The sequence below is a fragment of the Nocardia sp. BMG51109 genome (genome assembly GCF_000526215.1).
GTDB lineage: Bacteria > Actinomycetota > Actinomycetes > Mycobacteriales > Mycobacteriaceae > Nocardia.
On sequence record NZ_JAFQ01000004.1, the window covers coordinates 2,255,398 to 2,276,332 of the forward strand.

At 67.5% G+C, this 20,935-nt stretch carries 16 protein-coding genes; 9 read left to right on the top strand and 7 right to left on the bottom strand.

Annotated elements, in window-relative coordinates:
- Positions 1-294: 294 nt before the first annotated feature.
- Positions 295-2,112 (bottom strand): chromosomal replication initiator protein DnaA, encoded by a 1,818-nt coding sequence (gene dnaA, locus D892_RS0111675; RefSeq protein ID WP_024801410.1) that lies wholly within the window; start codon positions 2,110-2,112, stop codon positions 295-297.
- Positions 2,113-2,683: 571 nt separating this feature from the next.
- Here dnaA and rpmH point away from each other — a divergent pair.
- The 9 genes from rpmH to D892_RS40965 all read left to right on the top strand — a co-directional run bounded on the left by rpmH (position 2,684) and on the right by D892_RS40965 (position 11,724).
- Complete coding sequence (rpmH, locus tag D892_RS45050; protein WP_084161034.1) at positions 2,684-2,827, top strand: 50S ribosomal protein L34; 144 nt, start codon at positions 2,684-2,686, stop codon at positions 2,825-2,827.
- Positions 2,828-2,908: 81 nt separating this feature from the next.
- On the top strand, positions 2,909-3,337 hold the full coding sequence (rnpA, locus tag D892_RS45055) for a ribonuclease P protein component (protein ID WP_024801411.1): 429 nt from the start codon (positions 2,909-2,911) through the stop codon (positions 3,335-3,337).
- Positions 3,334-3,744 (top strand): membrane protein insertion efficiency factor YidD, encoded by a 411-nt coding sequence (gene yidD, locus D892_RS45060; RefSeq protein WP_084161035.1) that lies wholly within the window; start codon positions 3,334-3,336, stop codon positions 3,742-3,744. Before rnpA ends, yidD begins: the two co-directional genes overlap by 4 nt.
- 4 nt (positions 3,745-3,748) lie before the next feature.
- The gene (gene yidC, locus D892_RS0111685; protein WP_024801412.1) at positions 3,749-4,897 is read left to right on the top strand and encodes a membrane protein insertase YidC; all 1,149 of its coding nucleotides are present in this window, start codon (positions 3,749-3,751) and stop codon (positions 4,895-4,897) included.
- A gap of 132 nt (positions 4,898-5,029) precedes the next feature.
- Positions 5,030-5,635: a protein jag gene (locus D892_RS0111690; protein WP_063629955.1), complete on the top strand. Its 606-nt coding sequence runs from the start codon at positions 5,030-5,032 to the stop codon at positions 5,633-5,635.
- A gap of 98 nt (positions 5,636-5,733) precedes the next feature.
- Positions 5,734-6,474 (top strand): 16S rRNA (guanine(527)-N(7))-methyltransferase RsmG, encoded by a 741-nt coding sequence (gene rsmG / locus D892_RS0111695; protein WP_024801414.1) that lies wholly within the window; start codon positions 5,734-5,736, stop codon positions 6,472-6,474.
- Positions 6,475-8,787: 2,313 nt separating this feature from the next.
- Positions 8,788-9,750 carry a ParA family protein gene (locus D892_RS0111705; protein ID WP_232236060.1) on the top strand — a complete coding sequence of 321 codons (963 nt, stop codon included), beginning with the start codon at positions 8,788-8,790 and terminating at the stop codon, positions 9,748-9,750.
- 4 nt (positions 9,751-9,754) lie between these two features.
- Entirely contained in the window at positions 9,755-10,759 is a 1,005-nt protein-coding gene (locus D892_RS0111710; protein ID WP_024801416.1) for a ParB/RepB/Spo0J family partition protein, read from the top strand.
- Between the two features lie 224 nt (positions 10,760-10,983).
- Positions 10,984-11,724: a hypothetical protein gene (locus D892_RS40965; protein WP_036566945.1), complete on the top strand. Its 741-nt coding sequence runs from the start codon at positions 10,984-10,986 to the stop codon at positions 11,722-11,724.
- Positions 11,725-11,785: 61 nt separating this feature from the next.
- Here D892_RS40965 and D892_RS0111725 read toward each other — a convergent pair whose 3' ends face one another.
- From D892_RS0111725 to D892_RS0111750, 6 genes are all read right to left on the bottom strand, one after another.
- Positions 11,786-12,985, bottom strand: coding sequence for an N-acetylmuramoyl-L-alanine amidase (locus D892_RS0111725; protein ID WP_024801419.1), 1,200 nt, complete (start codon positions 12,983-12,985; stop codon positions 11,786-11,788).
- A 254-nt stretch (positions 12,986-13,239) separates the two neighbouring features.
- Positions 13,240-13,569, bottom strand: a complete 330-nt coding sequence (gene trxA / locus D892_RS0111730) for a thioredoxin (RefSeq protein WP_024801420.1) — start codon at positions 13,567-13,569, stop codon at positions 13,240-13,242.
- A gap of 31 nt (positions 13,570-13,600) precedes the next feature.
- Positions 13,601-14,587 (bottom strand): thioredoxin-disulfide reductase, encoded by a 987-nt coding sequence (gene trxB / locus D892_RS0111735; RefSeq protein WP_024801421.1) that lies wholly within the window; start codon positions 14,585-14,587, stop codon positions 13,601-13,603.
- 119 nt (positions 14,588-14,706) lie between these two features.
- Positions 14,707-15,654, bottom strand: coding sequence for a hypothetical protein (locus tag D892_RS0111740; protein WP_024801422.1), 948 nt, complete (start codon positions 15,652-15,654; stop codon positions 14,707-14,709).
- 72 nt (positions 15,655-15,726) lie between these two features.
- Positions 15,727-16,305, bottom strand: a complete 579-nt coding sequence (sigM, locus tag D892_RS0111745; protein WP_024801423.1) for an RNA polymerase sigma factor SigM — start codon at positions 16,303-16,305, stop codon at positions 15,727-15,729.
- 255 nt (positions 16,306-16,560) lie between these two features.
- Positions 16,561-20,667 (bottom strand): lipid II flippase MurJ, encoded by a 4,107-nt coding sequence (locus D892_RS0111750; protein WP_024801424.1) that lies wholly within the window; start codon positions 20,665-20,667, stop codon positions 16,561-16,563.
- Positions 20,668-20,935 lie beyond the last annotated feature (268 nt).

Genomic DNA, 20,935 nt, shown 5'->3' on the forward strand with positions numbered 1-20,935 from the left:
AACTCGGGGATTCCTCGAGGACCTGACAAGGACTCCTCGAGGAATCCACAGGCACAACATCGGATCGACGCAGGTCGTGCCCCGTGGATGAGTTCGACTGTGGGATCTGTGAGCCAACGGGTGTGAGCGGCATCGTCAACACCCCTGCCGCCGAACTGTGAGTAAACCGGTGGAGAACACCGGGATTCCTCGAGGACTCCCCAAGGATTCCTCGAGGAATCCACAGCACGAAAAAGCCGATCCACCCAGGTAGTCGGGTGGATCGGCCTGCGGATGAAGAAGTTGGGGAGAGCCTCAGCGAGAGCGCTGTTTGATTCGCGCTGTGAGCTCCTGGACTTGGTCGTAGACCCGTCGACGCTCGGTCATTTCCTTACGCACCTTTTTCTCGGCGTACATGACCGTGGTGTGGTCGCGGCCGAACGCCTGGCCGATCTTCGGCAGCGACAGGTCGGTGAGCTCGCGGCACAGGTACATCGCGATCTGCCGCGCCTGCGCCAGCGGCCGCGCCTTGCCGGGACCGGTGAGTTCTTCCAGCGTGGTGTTGAAGTACTCCGCGGTGACGGCCATGATCGTCGACGCGGTGATCTCGATGGTGGTGGTGTCGGGCATCAGATCGCGCAGCACGACCTCGGCCAGCGACAGATCCAGCGGCTGCCCGTTGAGCGAGGCGAACGCCGTCACTCGGATCAGCGCACCCTCGAGTTCGCGGATGTTGCGTTCCACCCGGCTGGCGATGAGTTCGAGGACGTCGTGCGGCACATCGAGCCGATCCATCCGCGCCTTCTTGCGCAGGATCGCTATCCGCGTCTCCAGTTCCGGCGGCTGCACGTCGGTGATCAGGCCCCACTCGAACCTGGTCCGCAGCCGCTCCTCGAGCGTGGCCAGCTGTTTCGGCGGCCGATCGGAGGACACCACGATCTGCTTGTTGGCGTTGTGCAGGGTGTTGAAGGTATGGAAGAACTCCTCCTGGATACCTTCCTTGCCCTCGATGAACTGGATGTCGTCCACCAGCAGCACGTCGGTCTCGCGGTAGCGCCGCTTGAAAGCCACCTTGCGGTCGTCGCGCAGGCTGTTGATGAAGTCGTTGGTGAATTCCTCGGTCGAGACGTACTTGACCCGCATCCCGGGAAACAGCCGCTGGGCGTAGTGACCGGCGGCGTGCAGGAGATGGGTCTTGCCCAAACCGGAAGCGCCCCAGACGAACAGCGGGTTGTAGGCCCGCGCCGGCGCCTCGGCTATCGCGACCGCGGCCGCGTGCGCGAACCGGTTGGAGGCGCCGATGACGAACGTCTCGAAGGTGTACTTCGCGTTCAAGCTCGCCGCGGAGGAGGCCGGTGCCGTCGCCGTCGGCTCGGGTGACTTGGTGAAGTAGGTGGGCCAGGAGTCGCGCACGTTGACGACCGGCTCCTCGCTGGGGCGATCGACGGCCGCCAAATGCGGCCGCGGTGCCGGCGTGGCATCCGGCTCCGGGGGAAACAGCGAGTCCTGCGTGGAAGGAGCCTGCGACCGGGGCATACCGCGCGGGTCGTTGGATGCCGCGGAAAGCTCCCACTCGCGGCGGATCGGGGCGGGCTCACCGGCGTCGACGCCGTCGGGCAATTCTCGAGCCACCGGCTGAGCGGGGAACTCGGTCTGGGGATAGTCGCCCCGGCCCGTGTAGTCGCCCGGGGATATGTGGTGCGGAGCGTCGTACTCGGGCCCCGGGGAGTACTCCGGCTGCGGGGGATGATTCACAGGCTCTCGCGGGGCCTCCCGCACCCGCTCCGGGCGGGAGGTCAGCCGGGCATGCCGGGGCGGGCCGGCCGGTCGGTCGGCCGGCGGGCTGGTCGGTGCGGCGATGCGGACGCCGAGCCCCTCGACCTGCGGTCCGAGCCGCCGGGCCAGCGACCGCAGGATGGGCTCGCGCAGATCGCGTTCGATCGCCTCCTGAGCCAGCGAGGAAGGTACCGAGAGCAGCGCGAATCCCTGTGCCACGGTCAGTGGTTTGACCAGCCCCAGCCATGCCTTCTGGGCGTTGGTCACCGGCGGGATGGCACCGTCTGCGGAGCCGGCCGTGAGCTCGGCGACCACCTTGGGCCACACGTCGGTCAACACGTTCTGCTCGTCGTCCACGTACGTTTCCTCCCCGGAATAGGTAGATAGGAGCAGACGGTCGGGCACCACCCGCAGATCCCCCCGTGGCGCGAGCGTCGGCGTGGCCGTCGGCCCTACGAATATGCCACTCCAGGGGTCTTTCCACACAATTATCCACAGATGTGGAGAACCACAGTGGTGTGAGTTGCGGCGTTGTGTAGCCGCCTTCGGTGCTGCGACCTGCAGATCTATAGCTATTTTTTGGCTACATTGCCGGTTCGGTGGACCACGGTCGCGGCAAGCCCGGTTCACGGGCGTGTCGTCGGTCACCGGGCGGTGCTCCGAACTGTCCGCCGGATGGTGACACAGCGGGGTGTGGCAACCCATCGTACGAGGTCAATGCCGGATGGGTGGCCGGTACCCCGGTTTGACCCGGCCAGACGCGATCAGTAGTCTCGTACAGTCACCCATTGACGCGGTGGCGGCTGCGTGCTGCCCGGTCCGCGATGGGTATTGCGCCGATGTCGAGATCGTCACTCGTCGCAACACATGTTTCACCGACAAAGCTGCGGGTGCCGCCGGGTGCCCACCGACTCTAGGAGTATCGACCGTGGCCAAGGGCAAGCGGACGTTCCAGCCGAACAACCGTCGTCGGGCGCGGGTTCACGGGTTCCGCCTCCGGATGCGCACCCGTGCGGGCCGCGCGATCGTGTCGGGGCGTCGTCGCAAGGGCCGCGCCCAGCTCACGGCCTGATCGGCTCCGGCATCGGCGCCATGTCTCCCTCGCCGTTCGGTTCGCCACATCCCGTCATCCGTTACGTGCTCGGACACTCGGGTGTTGCCTGAGCCGTATCGGCTGCATCATCGTGCCGATTTCTCCCGGACGGTGCGGCGTGGCCGACGAGTCGGGAGGCGTGATCTGGTCGTGCACGCGGTTGTATCGACCTCGGAGGCGGACGGCGCCGGGCGGGATCTATCCGGTCCGGCGGTTCGTATCGGGGGTCCCCGTTTCGGATTGATCGTCAGCAAGGCGGTGGGTTCCGCGGTGGTACGTCATCGTGTGGCTCGCCGCCTGCGTCATATCTGTACCCCTCTGACAGCCGAATTGCCTTCCGAGGCGGATATCGTCATTCGTGTGCTGCCCGGCGCCGCACGGACTTCGTCGGACGAACTCGACCGGCAGCTGCGGGGGGCGTTGCGCAAGCTGTTCCCGGATGCGGCGGTGCGGTCCGAGACCGCCGACGACCGAGGCGGGTCCGGATGAGTCACCTCGCGGTGTTGGCTCGAATACCCGCTCGTGTACTGATTTTCCTCATCGAGCTGTATCGCACCTATGTCTCCCCCACCCGCATGCCGGTGTGCCGATTCACCCCGACCTGTAGCGAGTATGCGGTGACCGCGCTGCGCACCCGGGGCCTGTTCATCGGTCTCGGATTGACGGCCGTGCGACTGGCCAAATGCGCGCCCTGGCACCCTGGTGGGTGGGATCCCGTTCCGGAACCGAAACGGGAACGGGCAGCTGCCCATCCGATGTCTCCCGATGCGCCAGCGAACGAGCCGGATCCGGCCCGCGGCAGTGCCGGTCACGAGAACTCGGGGACGGCCGCACACGAGCCTTGTAATGGGTCGCCGCGCGCGGTGGCCGGCGACACGACCGACGGGAGTACATAGAGCCGTGCTCGATTTCATCTATTATCCGGTGTCCTGGATCTTGTGGTTCTGGCACCGCGTCTTCGGGTTCGTCCTGGGGAAGGACAACGGCCTGGCCTGGGCGCTGGCCGTGGTGTTCCTGGTATTCACCCTGCGACTGGTGTTGTACAAGCCGTTCGTCAAGCAGGTCCGGACGACCAAGCAGATGCAGGAGCTGCAGCCACAGATCAAGGAGCTGCAGAAGAAGTACAAGAACGACCGCCAGAAGATGGCGCTCGAGATGCAGAAGCTGCAGAAGGACCACGGCTTCAATCCGCTCATGGGCTGTCTGCCCGTGCTGGCACAGGTGCCGGTGTTCATCGGTCTGTACCACGTGCTCCGATCGTTCAACCGAGTCGGCGGCGGGATCGGCGGCTTCGGCGGCGGGATGAACATGGACGCGTTCACGAACGCGCACACGCCGAACTATGTCTTCAATGCCGACGATGTGCAGTCGTTCCTGCGGGCCCGCATCTTCGGCGCGCCGATCTCCGCCGCGATCACCACGCCGAAGGCACAGCTGGAAGCGTTCGCCGATTACGGTGGCATCCCGACCGTGACGGCCATGGTGATCGTCGCGGTGCCGCTGATGATCGTCGCGGGCTTGGCGACCCACTTCAACGCGCGTGCCTCGGTCGCCCGCCAGAGCGCGGAGGCGGCGGCCAATCCGCAGGCCGCCATCATGAACAAGCTGGCGCTGTGGGTGTTTCCGCTCGGTGTCGTCGTCGGTGGTCCGTTCCTGCCGATCGCCATCCTGATCTACTGGGTCTCCAACAACATCTGGACCTACGGGCAGCAGCATCTCGTCTTCGGCCGCATGGAGAAAGAAGAAGAAAAGAAGAAGCAGGAGGCCGTCGAACGCCGCGCCGCGAACGCGCCGAAACCGGGTGCGAAGCCGAAGCCGGGAGCCAAGCCGGCCGCGAAGAAGGAGCCGTCGGCCGACGAATCGGCGGATACCCCGGATGCGTCGGATGCGTCGGCCACCGACAGCGTCGGCGAATCGACCGCGGCGCGTAATGGTTCCGGATCCACTAAACCGCGGAAGACGACAACCTCGTCGGGTAAGCAAGGCGGACAAGGTAATCGCAAGCGATCTGGGAACCGCGGCCGTGCGAATCAGAAGCGACGGCGTTAGCCGAGCTCTCGGGCAGTGAGCACACGACGGCCCGGCGGTCATGCGGGCCGCTGGGCCGTGGACGCCGAGGAACGACAACCCGGCGCGATGGAGCCGGGCACGACGGATGATGCAAATTGAAGGAAACGGCACATGACTGTTGAGACCGACGGAGAGGACGCCACTGTGGCCCTGGGCGCACACGGTACGGCGACGGCGGACACCTCGGCGAGCGACGAATCGGAGACCACCGCGGATCTGGATTCCGGATCCGAATCCGAAGGGGCGAGCGAGGCGGAGGAAGCGCTCATCGAGGAGGGCGAGATCGCCGGTGATTACCTCGAACAGCTGTTGGATGTGCTCGACTTCGACGGTGATATCGATCTGGACGTCGAGGGTGACCGGGCGGTGGTGAGCATCGACGGCGGCCGCGATCTGTCGAAGCTGGTCGGCCGGCGCGGTGAGGTCCTGGACGCGTTGCAGGAGCTGACCCGATTGGCCGTGCAGCAGGCGACCGGTGTGCGGAGCCGGCTGATGCTGGACGTCGCGGGCTGGCGGGCGAAGCGTCGCGAGGAGCTGAGTTCGCTCGGTGTCGAGGCGGCGCGCCGCGTCCTGGAATCGGGTAAGGCGGAATCCCTGGCGCCGATGACGCCGTTCGAACGCAAGATCGTGCACGACGCCGTGGCGGACATCGACGGGGTCACCAGCGAGAGCGAGGGTGTGGAGCCGAACCGCCGCGTGGTGGTTCTACCGTCCTGAGTGTGCGACCTCGAGCAGGTAGGGCCCCGGTTCGCGGAACCGGGGCCCTACCCTTGTTCAGGGGTCGGTATGTTCGATCCGTCGCCGAGTCCGGAAGGATGTTTCACGTGGAACGAGGAACCGGTGCGACCACACCGGAGCACTGCCCTACCCCGGCGGCGGCCGAGTCGGAGCCGCCCGCCGCGGCGGAGCAGGTGTTCGGTGATCGACTATCGCTGGCCCGTCGGTACCATGCGGTGCTGGCGTCCGTCGGTGTGGAGCGCGGTCTGATCGGTCCGCGCGAGGTGCCGCGGTTGTGGGATCGGCACATTCTCAATTGTGCGGTGATCGGCGAACTCATTCCGGCGGCGGCGACCGTGGTGGATATCGGGAGCGGCGCCGGACTGCCCGGAATCCCGCTCGCGATCGCGCGTCCGGACCTCCGGGTGACCTTGGTCGAACCGTTGCTGCGTCGGACCATTTTCCTGGCCGAGTTCATCGAGTCGGTGGGGCTGGAGATGACAGTTGTGCGGGGGCGGGCGGAACAACCGGATGTTCGTAAGACGACCGGCGGCGCCGACGTGGTGACGTCCCGCGCCGTAGCCCCTCTGGCCAAGCTCGCCAAGTGGTCCCTTCCGTTGGTGCACGATCGTGGACACATGTTGGCGCTCAAGGGAGCGAGCGTGGCCGAGGAATTGGAACGCGACCGGGCCGAGTTGGTTCGCGCGGGGGGCGGCCATGCGAAGGTGCTCGAGTGCGGCGCCGGTATCGTCTCTCCGCCGACGGTCGTCCTGAGCGTGGAGCGTCTCCCCCGCGCCGAGCGCAGGGCGGAGCGCGGTAAGCCGCCCCGCCGCCGATAACGCGCTTCCCCACTGTCGTCTCCGATCGGGCTCACTGTCCGCGGGTATCACATGGACCCGGGTCCGATACCGGACTCCGATCCGAGTCTCTTGGTCGAACTCCCCTGCCGAGGTCGAGTAGCCAATCCTGGGCTTGGATTCGTGTGCGTCGGTGCACTTTGTCTCGACCGGGTCCGGCGACCGTCGTGGTGGACGAGAGAGCGCTCTACGGCACCAACGGATTCGGACGCGGCGACGGTTCTGAGGTCGAGCCAAAACAGGACCGGCCGACCATGGGTCCGGGGTGTACGGGTTGGTGTCGCGCCCGCTTCGTTTCACATGAAACACGAGTGCTGTGAACGATTCGTGGCGATGCTTGGTTTACGCGGCATGCTCTCCAGTGTGGTGAAGTCGGATGGTCGTCTCGGGTAATCGGGCAAGAATGGATTTCCGTGGCGCCGAGGGCGACCGGATTCGCGTCACATGACAACCGGACCGCGGTGATGCTCACGCGCTTCGGCCGCACCCCCGGCCCAACTTCTCGCCGCTCGACATACCGTCAGGATCGGATTTCTGCTTCCGGACGTAGTGCCAGTCGATCGAACCGTCCGCCGCGGCATGGGTTTCGGACGTCAGTCGACCGTCCCTTGATCGGCGCGGTGGGGCCGGAACGGGCGACTGGGTTCGGCGCCTCGTCAGTCGCGGCACTTGCTTCGCGACGAAGGTTCCGACGGTCGGTCCGCCGAGAGGTAAAACATCACCCGGATCGCGGGTTCGCCAGTCCCCGCGATGTTTCACATGAACCAACGGTCCCTCGGTTCGGCGCGGAATCCCCTTCCGATTCTTCGGTCCGGTGTGCGGACGTTCGACCGTGGAGAGTTACCCAATCGCGAAGGTGTGGCTCCCTGTGGAGGCGACCGGTAATCGACAAGGTTGATCCAGTAGGTCGATTTTGGTGGCTACCTGCGGTCGGCGCTCGTTGGGGAGCATCCCCTCGTATTCGTCCATGAGCCGCGGAGTTCCGGGTACTGGTGGCAGCACGGGATCGGTGTTTCATGTGAAACGACGACCGGGGACGCCTCAGCACGATGCGTTCGTGCGAACGAGCGGTGGCGCGTGTTGGATCTCGGTTGTCTGTCTCCGCGACCCCTGCCGGTGTCGACCGTTGCGACACTACGTGTACGCCGCTGGCCGAGTCGCGGGCGGCTGGCCATGCCGACTGTGCCGAGTGCGGCTGGGGGTGGAGTAGACGCCCGCAGGGTTGGTCGAACGGGAACGGCGGAACCGTGAGAGGCGCGGCCCGGGCGACTCGATTACTGCCACCGATATCACGTCGGTGAGTCGGCGCCCGGTCCGTGTTTCATGTGAAACATCGATCCCCTCCCCTGTCTTGGAATCAGCGGACGTAATCGCCTCGCCGAGTTGGCGAGTGTTCGACTGATACAGGCCCGCCATTCGGTGTTCGCGGAGAGGTACCGGTGCGACGCCCGATCGCTCGGTGTCGCATGGTCCGGTATGTCCGCGAGAACTACCGGATCATTCGAAGGCCGGCGCGGCAGCCGCTGCCGGCGCGGAGCGGTCCTGAGCGAGTGGAGGGCGGTGCCGCGCAGAGAGCGGAGAGGTTGTCCCACAGCGCATGGAGAGGCCCGTAGCCAAACTGTTCGGACAGAGATTCGGTTTCATGTGAAACATCAGCGACGGAGACAGCAGCCGCGCCTGCGCACGAGGCGAGTACTGGGGACGGAACGTGGCCATGGCTGACTCCCATCGGGCCTCGCTGTCACCACTGGCGTCTCGACGCGCAACGCGCAGCTTGTCCGTGCCGGACCGGACGCACGATTACGAACGGGTCGAGTTCCGGATCGGTGCCTGACGATTCGGCTCCGACCGTCGCCGATGGGGGCGAGATTCGATGAGCCGCATCGGGATGCGATCGGCGCCGGCGACGTCTCCACGCCCGATCTGTTCCGTTTCATGTGAAACACAGAGAGCCGCCGGCTCTCTCCGGACGAGTCCAAGGGTGGCAGTCGGCCGTCCGAAGCGCTTCTCGGCAACAAACTTTGTGTGTTGCGGTGTGATCGCAGCGGTTCAACTTCCGTAATGACTCCGGTACTGGCAAGCTAGGTGTCATTGAGTGTGAGCGCAGTTTCGCGATACCCGATAGGCCCGCCAGACGGGCACCGGTCTTCCTCTGAGCGTCCCGCGCTCCGCTTGCTCGAGCCGATGCGGCACTGATGCTGCTGGGGCACGTGTCTGAAGTTCTCGGGGTTAGGAGCCTGTATGTCGAACGGTCCGGCGAATGTTTCACGGGAAACAACGTCGCGGGTGCCCGGAATGCTGGACGGGAGTGGCTTCGATGTGGAAGAACTCGGCCGGCCGTCGTTCGGGAGTATCTCCGCCGACACGCCCATAGCTGCCGAGGCACAGCGCGCCAGTCAGGTGTTGCATCCTGGTTCGATGACCATCCCCAAGCCGCGTGAGCAACGCATCATCACCATTGCGAACCAGAAGGGTGGTGTCGGCAAGACCACGACGGCGGTAAATCTGGCCGCCGCACTGGCGCTACAGGGGATGACCGTCCTAGTCATCGATCTCGACCCCCAGGGCAACGCCAGTACCGCGATGGGTGTCGAGCATCATTCCGGAGTTCCCTCCAGCTACGAGCTGCTGATCGGCGAGACCTCGGTGCAGGATGCCATCCAGCAGAGCCCGCACAACGAACGGCTGCTGTGCATTCCGGCCACCATCGATCTGGCCGGCGCGGAGATCGAACTCGTCTCGATGGTCGCCCGCGAGGGCCGGCTCAAGGCCGCGATCCAGGAGGCGAATCTGGCCGGCTACGACATCGACTATGTGATGATCGACTGCCCGCCCTCTCTCGGTCTGCTCACCGTCAACGCGTTGGTGGCCGCCAAGGAGGTGCTGATCCCGATTCAGTGCGAGTACTACGCGCTCGAGGGTGTGGGACAGCTGATCCGCAATATCGGTCTGGTGCAAGCACATCTGAATCCGGAGCTGCATGTGTCCACCGTCGTTCTCACGATGTACGACGGTCGCACCAAGCTCGCCGACCAGGTGGCCGAGGAGGTACGTGGCCACTTCGGCGACGTGGTGTTGCGCTCGGTGATCCCGCGCAGTGTCAAGGTGTCCGAGGCTCCCGGCTACGGCATGACGGTGCTGGATTACGATCCTGGTTCCCGGGGCGCGATGAGCTATCTGGATGCCGGTCGCGAAATGGCCTCCCGGACTGCCGTCGTGAGCGCGGTTGGTGGAGTGAACGAGGAAAGGGGCCGGTAGGTCGATGAGTCAGGCGAAAAAGGGTGGACTGGGGCGCGGGCTGGCCGCGCTGATTCCGACCGGGCCGAGCGAGGTGCAGGGGCTCGGTAGCGCCGCCGCGAATGCCGTCATCGGCCTCGATCCGGTCGGTCCGCATCCGGCATCGGCCTATCTGCATCGGGTCCCCGACCCCGACGAGGCATCCGACGCCGGAGCGGTGTATCGGGAGATTCCGCCGGAGCAGATCGAGCCCAACCCCAAGCAGCCGCGCCAGGTCTTCGAACCGGAGGCGTTGGACGAGTTGATCCACTCGGTTCGCGAATTCGGGTTGATGCAGCCGATCGTGGTGCGTCAGCTGGACGACTCCCCTACCCCGCGCTATCAGATCGTGATGGGCGAGCGCCGCTGGCGGGCCTGCCAGGACGCGGGCCTGGAGACCATCCCGGCCATCGTCCGGGAGACCACCGACGGCGCGATGTTGCGCGACGCCCTGTTGGAGAACATCCACCGGGTCCAGCTCAACCCGCTCGAAGAGGCGGCGGCCTACCAGCAGCTGCTGGAGGAATTCGACGTCACCCACGAGGAACTCGCCAGCCGGCTCGGCCGATCCCGGCCGGTTGTCACGAATATGATCCGCCTGCTGCGGCTGCCGATTCCGGTGCAGCGACGGGTGGCCGCCGGTGTGCTGTCCGCCGGTCACGCCCGCGCGCTACTGGGGCTGGAATCCGGTGCGGACGCGCAGGAAAAGCTGGCGGAACGGATCGTCGCCGAGGGGCTTTCGGTCCGCGCCACCGAGGAGGCGGTCACCCTCGCCAACCGGGACCCGAACGAGGAGAAGGAACGACGCCCCGCCGAGCGCAAGCCGGTGCAGATGCCGGGTCTGGACCGGCTGGCCGAGCGGTTGGCCGATTCGTTCGATACCCGTGTCACGGTCAGCATGGGCAAGAAGAAGGGCAAGATCGTCGTCGAATTCGGCGATCTTGCCGATCTGGAACGCATCGTGAAGATGATGGAGCAGCAGGACCAGTAGCGTCGGGATCCGCGGCCGAAATCCGCGAAATCGCCGGCGTACCTGGACCCCGGCATGGAAACGTCACTGTGACGGCCCCTTTCGGGTGCCGCGCTGCAGTCCTGATGAACAGCACAGCTATCGGAAATGAGGCGGATCCCTTTGATCGCTTATTCTTGCTGGCGAGTAGATATTGATGCGGCGTGAGTGTGGATGAATCGGAGAGCTGGAGGCTGAGTAGAGCGGTGTCGACCAGCGTGACCGCACTGACCCTGGACGGACTCGACAAGCTGCCGGTACACGCCCGCCGGTGTGTGTTCTGGGAGATCGATCCGGCCGTGGCGGCGGACTCTCGCGAATTCAGCGACCCGGTCTTCGAGAAGGAGGCCTGGCTGTCCACCGTCATGCTCCAATGGGGTTCGTGCGGTCAGGTGGCCCTGGTCGATGGTCAACCGGCCGGTTGCGCGTTGTACTCGCCGCCGAGCGCGGTACCGCGGGCCGCGCTCTTCCCCACCTCACCGGTCAGCCCGGACGCGGTGTTGCTGACCACCCTGCGCTCCGAACTTCCCTACCACGACAACGACGTCGCGGATCGGCTGATTCACGCGGTGGTCACCGATCTGGTGCGGCGCGGCGTGCGGGCCATCGAGGCGTTCGGCCTGCGTCAGGATCCCGCCGCCACCTCGCTGGCGACACGATCGGTCAGCTCGATGTTTCTGCTGGAGCGCATCGATACTCCGCCGCACGGTCTGTCGATGGCACCGGGTCGCCGGGCCGACGCCGGATGCTCGCCGGAGGGCTGCATGATCGACGCGGAATTCCTGGAGGATGTCGGCTTCACCGTGGTAGCGCCGCATCATCGGTTTCCTCGCCTGCGCCTGGAACTCGACAGTGATCACTTCTGGAAGGAAGACGTGGAGCACGCCCTCGATCAACTGCTGGCGGCCGCTTCCGTCGAGTCCCGGTCCCGGGTCGGGTGTCCCTGACGAAAGCCGAACGGGGCGCCCCGGCCGATGCCGGTGGCGCCCCGTTTCCGCTGTCGGACACCTACATTCGGTCGGCGGCGGCGAGCTCCTCGGCCAGCAGTTCGGCGAAGGTGTAGGTACCGGTGGGCTGATCGTCCTGACCCAGCAGGTACAGCCGCTTCACCGAGATCAGGACGGCCTCGGCGATCACATCGCGCAGGCGCGGGTTGGTCAGCACCGAGGCGTCGTAATCGTTTGTCAGGTAACCGATATCGACCTGGACGGTCGGCATCTTGGTCAGCCGCAGCAGATCCCAGGTGCGGGAATGCGTCCGGCAGTCCTGCAGCGAGGTGCGTGCCACGATCTCGCGCTGGATGAAGCCGGCCAGGACCTGACCGATCATCGAGACGGAGCCGTGCGAATTGCCGAAGTGGAAACTGGCCACGCCGTTGGCCATCGGGCTGGGGTTGTTGGCACAGCGCAGCGAGATCATCAGGTCGGCGTCGAAGGTGTTGGAGGTCTCGGCGCGTTCGGCGTCGGAGGGGTTGGCACCCCACGGCCGCGACAGGAACGTCTCCATACCGGTGGCGGCCATCCGGCCCTCCAGCCGGCTCGCCAGATCCCAGAGAATTTCCGACTCGTAGACATCGCCGAATTCGGTGGGGACGGCGAAACCTTTGTCGGGGCCGCCCATTCCGGGATCGATGACGATCCGCTTACCGGTCAGCTGCGGGCCGGCGCGGTGCACGACCTCCTCCTCCGCGATCCGGTGCGGGTTTCCGCCGGTGACGCGGGCGCCGAGCAGCTCCAGCGAGCGCAGCGTGTCCGGACCGCAGATGCCGTCGGCGGACAGCCCGATCTCGCGCTGGAACGCCGTCAGGGCGTCGTGGGTCTGCGGGCCGAAATAGCCGTCGACACGGTGCACGTAGAATCCGAGATCCTGCAGGCGCCGCTGCAGCGTGGCCACATCGTCGCCGTACAGCGGTGCCGATAGCTGATAGATCAGCGTGCGCGCGCCCAGGCGATAGGACGCCTCCTTCAAGGCCCGGTAGGTGGCCGGGCCGACGACACCGTCGACCAGGAGGCCGCGCTGCTGCTGAAAGGCGCGAACGGCGGAATCGAGACCGTGATCGAAAACGGCTTCGGAATCCTTCCAGTACTCCCCGTTTCCGTCGGCGCGTTCGGCCGCGACGGGATGAAGGTGAAGAAATCCGAGACTTGCCAGGGTGCTCCGAACCTCAGCGACGGCTGGTCCAGTATCGCCGTGACGAAGTCGGTGCATGCGTGAGAGCCCTTTCCTTCCGCCATTCCGGGTACCCACTCATGCGACGGCTCATACCCTCGCACGACCGGAGCGTCGGTCGATTGTCTCAGACCCGGACCGAATTTCGGCAATCCTCCGGGTGTCGAGATCCTAACTCCGACGTTGTTGTCGGAGTTCGCCGACGGCAGCCCCGACCGAATGTTCGGAGCTGCCGTCGGCGCCGAAAGCCTACAGTGCGGATGCCGATCGCGTCGGCAGCCCCGCATGTGATCTCAGATGACACCCTCGAGTTCGCGCAGCAGGGCGGCCTTACCCTTGGCGCCGACGATCCGCTTGGCCTCCTGGCCACCGGAGAACAGGATCATCGTGGGCAACGACAGAACGCCGTAGTCCCGGGAGATCACCGGATTGGCATCGGCATCCACCTTCGCGATGGTCAGCTTGTCGCCGTGGGATGCCGCGATCTCCTCCAGCACCGGCGCGACCATCTTGCAGGGACCGCACCAGCTCGCCCAGAAATCGACGAGAACCGGCTTGTCACTGCCCAATACGTCCTGCGAGAACGTGTCGTCGGTGACGGTCTTGGTGGCGGATTCGGACATGGGTGACTCCTCGAGCTCTACCGGAGATGGATCAATTGACGGGGACTTCGACCGGCTCGCCGGCGTGGTCGAGAGTGTTGGAAGTGATGTCGCCCTTGTCGGCCAGCCAGCGCTCGGCGTCCATGGCCGCCCGGCAGCCGGTGCCTGCGGCGGTGATGGCCTGGCGGTAGACGTGGTCGACCAGGTCGCCGGCGGCGAACACGCCCTCGACGGAGGTTGCCGTCGTCGGCTGGTTCACCAGCACGTAGCCCTCGCCGTCCAGGTCGACCTGGCCGCGCACCAGTTCGCTGCGCGGGTCGTGACCGATCGCGACGAACAGGCCGGTCGCGGCCAGCTCCGAGGTTTCGCCGGTCCTGGTGTCGCGCAAGGTCAGTCCGGTCACGCTGTTCTCGCCGTGTACCTCGAGCACCTCGGCATTGGTGACGAAGCGGATCTTCTCGTTGGTCCTGGCCCGCTCCAGCATGATGCGCGAGGCGCGGAACTCCTCGCGGCGGTGCACGATGGTGACGCTGGCGGCGAACTTGGTGAGGAAGGTCGCCTCCTCCATCGCCGAGTCGCCGCCGCCCACGACCACGATGTCCTGGCCCTTGAAGAAGAAGCCGTCGCAGGTGGCGCAGGCGCTCACGCCGCGGCCCAGCAGCCGCTGCTCGCCCGGGACGCCGAGATAGCGCGCGGCCGAACCCATGGCGAGGATGACCGCGTACGCCCGGTATGCCTCACCGCCGACGGTGACCGTCTTGATCGGGCCGGAGAGGTCGATCGTCTCGACATCCTCGGTGCGGATGTCGGCGCCGAACCGCTTGGCCTGCTCGCGCATCTCTTCCATGAGGTCGGGGCCCATGATGCCGTCGCGGAAACCGGGGAAGTTCTCCACCTCGGTGGTCGTCATCAGCGCACCGCCGAATTGGGTGCCCTCGAACAACAGCGGTTCGAGTTCGGCCCGCGCGGCATAGACCGCGGCGGTGTAGCCGGCGGGGCCGGAGCCGACGATGATCAGGTCGCGAACAGAGGTGTCCATGAGGCCCTTCCGAGAAAGTGTGTCATCAGGCTTGTGAGTCAACACCAGGGTAAACGGTGTTGTTCCCCGGCTAGCGGCCGTTACCCCCGCACGATCCGGCCGGATCACCGGCCGCGCAGCTAACCGATGTCGCGCATTTCCAGCTTCTGGGCATTGCCGGGGCCGCACCCCGTCCCCACCACCAGCGCCGTGATCTTCGGCGGTTGCGGGCCGGTGAGGATGATCACCACCGCGGGCCGGCCGCGGTAGGTGACGTTCATCGAGCCGAGCACCGGGCGATTGAAGCCCGCCGCGGCGACGCAGCCGGTCAGCGCGCCGGGGCCGGCGAGCGGGCCGGTCACCTCGTTGCGGCCGATGGCGCTCAGCAGCGTGGCGGCGGGCAGGTCGTCGTCGAGTTCCACCGCGCCGGCCGGTGTGGTGGGCAGGGCCCTCGGCGCGGGATCGGGACCGCGGACGGCGTCCACGCCGATCAGGGCGCCGACGACGATCGCGATGACGGCTGCGGCCGCGGTGAGCCAGCGCAGCCGGCGGGAACGCCGCGCATCGAGGCGGATCAGTTCGGCGGGATCCTCCTCGTCCGGCGCGACCGCCGCCATCGGGCGGGTGGTGGGCGTGCCGTTGTCGCCGGGCGGGAGCGGAGGGACGGCGGTGTCGCCCGGGACGGGTGTTTCAGGGGCTGGTGTTTCAGGACGGTTGCCGTGGGCGAGATCATCGAGCAGCCGATCGAGCCGGGTGCCGACCTCGGACGGCATCGGGTGCAGGATCTCCGAATCCTGTCCGAGGGACTGCAATTCGACGGTTACGTCGTCCAGCGAGCGCAGGAACCGAAGGGATTCGGGATCGTCGCGGACCTGCGGCCACAGCTGCTCGGACAACTCCGGCGACACGTTGTCGGCGTGCAGATCGGCGAGCAGGTCCGTGGAGAAGGGAGGCCGTGGCACCGGGTGGACCGCCATTGCGTCTCCCGGCTCTCCGGCGCCTTCCCGGACCTCGGGGCCTTCCCGGACCTCGGCGCCTTCCCGGACCTCGGGTCGGCGCTGCCGGACGCCTTCGCCCTTGTCGTCCATCGCCTCTCCGGTCGGCCTGCTGTGGTTGGATATCCTAAGTTTTCGTTCGTCAGTAGTTATGACGCATCTCGGCTACATCCGGTTCCCGGGATCCCGTAGGAATGTCAACTCCTGCTGCAACCGTTTGCGGCCGCGAGAGCAGCGGCTCTTGATCGTCCCCTCTGCGACGCCCAGCAACTGCGCCGCATCCGCTACCGTATACCCCTCCATGTCGACCGCGACCAGCGCGGCGCGTTGATCGTCGGGCAGCCCGAGCAGCGCCGCGTCGACCACCATCGACATCTCGCGATGGGCGAAGTGGTCGTGCTCGTCGGCCGGTTCGGCGACGGCCTCGTCCGACAGCGAGACACTGTGGCGAACCTTGTTGCGGCGCATCCGATCCAGGCACGCGTTGACGACGATGCGGTGCAGCCAGCTGCGGACCTCCGCATCACCGCGGAAGGCGGCGGCGTTGCGGTGCGCCGACAGCAGCGCGTCCTGCAGGCAGTCGGCCGCATCCTCGGGGACGCGGCAGGTGCGCAGCGCAAGCTGCCACAGGTGGTGGTAGTGGCGGCGGAACAGCACCCCGAAGGCGTCACGATCGCCGGCGACATGCGCGCGGAGCAGCGCGCGGTCGGAGGCCGCGTCGAGATCGGCCGAGCGGCGCCGCACAGCAGGCGGCTCGGATGTCCCCGCGCCGGACCGCTCGCCCGCATCAAACGACAACACAACCCCTAGGATCAGCGCTCATGCGGCGTCACGTCCGCAGCCGGACCTCACCGCCAATTTCGCGTTCATCCAGGACCGCAGCACCAGATCCCAGGAAGCTCCCCTGCCGAGAGCGCGGTGAGCATCATATCGGCAGTTTCGAACGAGCAGCAACCAGACCGGAGACCGGATATCGTGCGCCGCGCGGCGCCGCGATCGTCAGGGCGCGGCTTCGAAGCGAATGTCGGCGAACGTCGTCTGGAACTGGCCGCCGGACTCGGCCAGGTTGGTGATCCAGACCAGTACGTAGCGGCCCGGCTGGTCGGCGCGCAGCGGGATCTCGGTGGCGCCGTCGGCCAGGGTGGCCTGGCCGATCAGCTGCGTCTGGTCGAGGGTCGGCGTGGCCGTCGGCGAGGTACGGATCTCCACCACCGTGCCCGGGGTCGGCGAGTCGATGATCGCCTTGGTCGGCTTGCTGGGGCTGCCGAGGGTGGTTACGACGCCCACGCCCTTCTTCAACGCCGGGAACTGCTGGAAGTACTGGTCGGTGTGCCAGGTGGTGGTGGGATTGCCGTCCAGTACCGCCCCGATGTTGCCCGGACTGTCCGGCGTGCCCTCGGGCGAGAACACCGTGGCGCCGGTGGCGCGCACCGGGACGCTGCCCGGGGTGGTCGCCGAGGGCTCCGGCGAACCCGTATTCGGGTTGACCGGAGCCACATTCGCGGTGGTCAGGCCGAGCTTGCGCTGCTCGTTCAGCGGCGCCTCGGAATTGCTCGGGGCGAAGATACTCAGCAGCCACCAGATGATGACGCCGACCACCAGCGCCGCGAGCACGCCGAGCCCGACGAGAATCCACAGCATCCGCTGCGAGCGTTCTTTCTCCTGGGCCAGCAGCTCCGGGTCGGCCAGCGATTCGTCGGGGGCGCTCGTCGCCCGCTGGCCCAGGCGCAGGACCGGGATGAAGTCGGTCTTCTGATCGACCACCGAGGCCTGTTCCAGCACGTGCTGCACCGTGGCGGCCGTGCGCACGCCCTTGTTGGACTCGAGCGAACGCACCGCGACCGCGGAGATCTCGAACGGGGTCTCGGGCCGGATCTGCCGCGGTTCCACAGGGGTGCCGTCGGCGCCGTAGTCGGCCGGCCGCAGTCCGCCGACCGTCGCGGCGGTACCGCTGACGCCGCCGCCGCGAATCGGCCAGCGGGCGGTGATCAGCGCATACAGCATCGCGCCGAGCCCGCGCACGTCGGACTGGGCATCGGAGTCGGCCAGCGTGCCCGGGAAGGCGAGCACGGCATCGCCGGAGGCGCTGATGCGTATCCGGTCGGGGTGGTCGATCGATAGCGCGCCGCCGCCGCGATGGGCCAGTTCGGCCGCCGCGGCCAGAACCCGGATCGAGCGGGCCGCGCCGATCGGCGACGGCTGGGTCTCGGCCATCTCCCGCAGCGACCTGCCGGGTGTCCACTCGGCCACCACTATGCCGCCGGAACTGCCGCGGACCACGTCGAGCACGCGAGCCAGGCCGGGCGAATTGATCCGGCCCAGGCGCAGCGTGCGCGACAGAATAGCCTGCGGTCCGTCGTGGCCGGCGTTGTCGGCCGCCTTCTGATCGGCATCCACGAACGTCAGCGCGACCTCGCGGTCCAGCTTCACATCCAGTGCCTGCCAGAACCGCAGGCCGCGGGATCCGCCGTGATCCGCCAGCAGGCGGTACCGGCCACCGGCGACCGATGCGCCCGGCATCAGCTTGGGACCACGCGGGCCGCGCCGCGAGGGCGGTTCGACCCGCATGGGCGGCATCTCCGGGGATCCGACCGGGAGCATTCCGGTGTCGTAGGCCGGGTCGCGCGGTGGCTCCGATCGATCGTCACCGGCCGGCTCGTCCTCCGGCGGCGGCGCCGCGGACTGCTCGGCGTCGCCCATGCCCTGGTCGGCGGTGTGGTCGGCCGGCGTCTGCCCGGGCGGGACGTTGTCGGTGCGCACTGCGCCTGCCGCGTCGGCAGGGTCGGCGGCCGGGACACCTCCCGCCGCGTCGTCGCTCACCCTCGTGCCTCCTTCGCCCTGGTGTGTCGAAGTTCGATATGTCGGCGGCGCACCGGGGACGTCGCCGACTCGGCCGAAATCCGACTCCGCGCGGGTACCGGCATCGCCGGCCCCGCGGGTGCCGGAACCGGCGTTTGCGTTTCTCTGCCGAACAGGGTACGGGAACTCACCCCCGCCGGTGCGGTCAACGGCACCGGGTCGGATAACAGGTAGGACCATGGTCTGCTGGCTGTCGAGATATGGGTCGTACCGGTAGTAGTACGGCGCATCGAGGTCGGGCCGCGGCAGCACCATGGTGTCGTGTACATCCGCCTCGCCCTCGCCGAGACCGAGGTCGGGCGCGGGCGGCGTGATGCCGAGGCGGCGGGAGATCGCCACGGTGATGGCCACGATCTCCGGAATACCGGCCAGCCGCATCAGCCCGAAAGAGAGACCGAACATGACCAGGGCGTCGATGACGACCCGGAACAGCGAGCCCATCCCGCTGTGCAAGCGCGACAACCCGAGCAACTGGTCGATGATGAGCGCCACCGCGGCACCGGCGACCGACGCCAGCACGACCCGGGTGATGGTGCGGCCGACATTGGACATCCGCAGATCGCCCAGACTGCGGTGCAGCAGCCAGGCGCCTATCACCGCGCCGGCGGCGTACCCGAGGCCGGTGGCCACGCCCAGGGCGACCACGACGTGGTCGTCGTCCACCACCAACGGCGCCGCCGCCGAGAGCACGATCCGGACGGCGGTGATGCCGAGGATGATCCAGGTGGGCGTCCACGCCTGCTCGCGGGCGTAGAAGACGCGGAGGTGGATCAGGACCAGGGCGTAGGGAATGAGCATGAACGCCGACCAGCTCACCGCCTGGCCGAGGCGAGCGGCGTCGTCGGTCCCCCAGTTGCCGTAGCCGTACAGCGCGGTGCCGACCTGCGGCCCGGCGATGGTCAGGAACAGCACCACCGGGATCAGCGCGATCATCGTCAGCCGGGTGGCGGCCGAGAGGTCGTCGACCACCGCGGGGGTGTCGTCGTCGGCGGCATTGCGGCTCAGGCGCGGCATGATGGCGGTCAGTACCGTGACGCCGAGGACGCCGTACGGCAACTGCAGCAGCAGGTAGGCGTTGTTGTAGATGGCCGGTCCGGCCTCGTCGGCGTGCGAGGAGATCCGGGTGCCGAACACCATGCCGGCCTGGCTGATGAATACGTAGAGGATGACGGCGCCCGCCATGCCGCCGAACTGTTTCAGCCGCGCGTCGACCCCCCACAGCGGCCGCAGATCGATACCCGCGCGCCGGATTGCCGGCATCATGCTTGCCGCCTGCACGACGACGCCCAGGGTGACGCCACCGCCCAGCAGCAGCAGCTTGGGGTCGCTCATCCGGACCGGGTCCAGGGTGATCTCGCCCGGGGTGATCGCGTACAGGCCCAGGACGACGAGGACGACGAGATTGTTCAGCACCGGTGCCCAGGCGCCCGGCTTGAAGTTCTCCCGGGTGTTCAGGATCGCCATCAGCAGCGACGAGATGCCGTAGAACAGGATGGCCGGCAGCAGCAGAAAGGCCAGCGCGGTCGTCAGCGTGGTGCTGACCTTGCCGTCGTCGGACAGGAATACGTATTTGATCAGCAGCGGTGCGGCCGCCGTGCAGAGCAGCGCCGTGAAGGCCAGCACCGTGACCGCCGCGGTGATCAGGCGCCGCACGAATGCGGAGCCGCCGTCCGGATCCTCCTTCTCGGCCCGCACCAGCGTCGGCACCACGAACGCCGTCAGCACGGCGCCCAGGACCAGCTGCTCGACCATCGTCGGCATGGTGCTGGCGACGGTGAAGCCGCTGGCGATGGCCGGGCCGAGCACGGTCAGTAGCAGCAGCTGCTTGCCGAAGCCGGTGATCCGGCTGACCAGCGTCGCGAGCGCGATGGAGCCGGAGTCCCGGACCAGTCGCGCATTCGGGCTCTCCCGCTGCGCGACCGCGGCCTGCGGTGCGGTGCGGTGCGGCCCCGGACGGTCGGCGCGGGCGGGCCGGTCGGGTGGCGCGGACGGCCGGTGCCGGGGTTGCGGCCGGGGTTCGGGACGCGCCGGATCGCCGGCCCGGTCCGGTCGCGGGATACGCCGGGTGGGACCGTCGATCGGATCCGCCGCGGGTGGGCGCCGGCCCGGCGGAGGTCCGGGTGGCGGAACGGGTCCGCCGGCATGGGGTGGCGCACCGCGACGCGGTGGTGCCGGGGGCGTCCCGGGATGGGCGCCCGGAGGCGGACCGCCCGGCCGGGGACCGGGCGGCGGACCGCTCGGTGGCATTCTGCTGTTCGGGCCGTTGGGTGGCACCGGTCGCGGGGGGCCGCCCGGCGGGCGCCGCCCGGGATCGTTCGGCGGCATCTGGCGCGGGGCGTCGTTCGGCGGTGGCCGCCGCGGTGCGTTGTTCGGGGGGCCCGGACGCGGTCCGCTCGGCGGAGGCTGGTTCGGATTACCGGTGGACACCCGGGGAATCGGGCCGCTCAGCGGGACCTGTCGACGGGGACCCTGCGGACCCGGATGTGGCGGCTCGTCCGGTGCGCCGTCCGGCGGC